2 protein-coding genes are annotated in these 1,506 nt (G+C 54.3%); one reads left to right on the top strand and one right to left on the bottom strand.

Translation table 11 applies throughout. The annotated features are described in order from the left end of the window. On the top strand, window positions 1-456 hold a 456-nt coding region (locus QCH34_RS12625), incomplete at its 5' end, for an NrpR regulatory domain-containing protein (RefSeq protein ID WP_300334650.1). A 49-nt stretch (window positions 457-505) separates the two neighbouring features. Here the strand turns inward: QCH34_RS12625 and QCH34_RS12620 are convergent. Beyond that, the coding region (locus QCH34_RS12620; protein WP_300334649.1) for a hypothetical protein at window positions 506-1,506 on the bottom strand (1,001 nt) is incomplete at its 5' end.

The raw sequence follows: 1,506 nt of genomic DNA, 5'->3' as shown, positions 1-1,506 counted from the left end.
ATGGATGGCATCTTCCAGCATAACGGCATCCCTGTCAGGATGGCATATGGGGGATGTCTCAACCACAAACAGCGAATTCCTCTGGGTTTCAACCACCTCATCGGATATAAGGGCACGACGATCGACCCGCTTCAGCTCTTCCTGTATGCGGAGATGGTCTCAATAGGCAACCTGATCCGGACCGGAGACGGGGTTGCCCTTGCCAATATCAGGAATATTCCGATAACGGCAATGGAGAAGGCTGACGAGATCATGGAGTCGCTCAGGCAGAACGGCTTCCATCTCCCGGTTGCAGCAGGTTCAGGGATTCTGAATGTCCCAAAAGATCCCTACCAGTCATCCATTGTCATCTACAGCGGGATGAACCTGATCGGCAGGGCATATGAATCCGGAATCAGAATGAAGACAGAGATTGGTGCAGGCACAATCCCGATATCCCGGATCCTCTCAGAATAAACTGGTGCTGACCTTGCGAACAGGAGCACCCACTTCTTATCTTCCTCTTCTATATCCAGGTGATTCCGTCATCATCGTCATCGGATTGTTGTTCTGTTGACGAACTCCCGCCTATGGCCACAAACCTGGAGCGGCTCTTCACCTCATCACGCGGACGGGGCAGATTCCTGTTGACACGGCCGCCTGAGACCTCATCTTTAGGTGCAGGCTGTTTTCCAACCTGGATAGATCCCGTTCGACCGATGTATGCCGAATCATCGGGCCTCGCGGTGTTGCTGAAACCAATACGCCCGCGTCCGATCAGCGCATCATCATTTGGCCGGGATGCGGCTCTCCTGACGGTGATCTCTCCTCCTTCAAACGCGGTATCGCTTGGACGGGAGAAGTGGGATTTCAGGGCGATTGCCTTTGCCTCAAACGAATCGTCCCGTGCACGGACGTTGGATGGGAGAGAGAAGGCACCCTGTGCGGGATCAACTTCATAGCGCCCTTTTTCTGCGGGGGCATCCTTCATCCGGATGGCACCGGCATCCATCGACCGATCATTCGGCTTCACCGGCCCCCCTATCATCGTCTGGCGCGAGATATCGGCCACTTCTTTCGCCTGCCTTCCCGGGAGGGCGAGTTTCTTCTCGATCTTTCCCTCCCCGCGTTCCGGAAGGATCACCTCCTCATTCCTATTTACCAGAGCTTCCCCGGAGATGATCTCCCATTCACCCGGTCTCTGCTCTTCTGCTGCAAAGGCTATCCCGGTTTGATCGTCTCTGCCCATTGGGATTTCGTCGTTTGCGATAAACTGTACCTCGTCCTCTTCATCATCCCAGATATCGTCCTTCTGGAGAAGGGCTGCACGTTCAGCCCGTTCCCGTGCCGCCCGTTCCATCTCATCTTTCTCCCGCATATACTGCTCCTGCTCTAACCTGAGGGCTTCCTCACGCATCCTCTCCTCTTTCTCTTCCTCACGGCAGCTATCCCGTATCTCTTTCAACTCATGGATCCGCGGGATATTTTTGATACCTGCAAGGACGATGATCACACCGACATATTTTG

Origin of the sequence: Methanocalculus sp. (genome assembly GCF_029762515.1) — an archaeon.
In the GTDB taxonomy this organism is placed as follows: Archaea; Halobacteriota; Methanomicrobia; order Methanomicrobiales; family Methanocorpusculaceae; genus Methanocalculus.
This window is presented reverse-complemented; position numbering and strand designations above follow the sequence as displayed.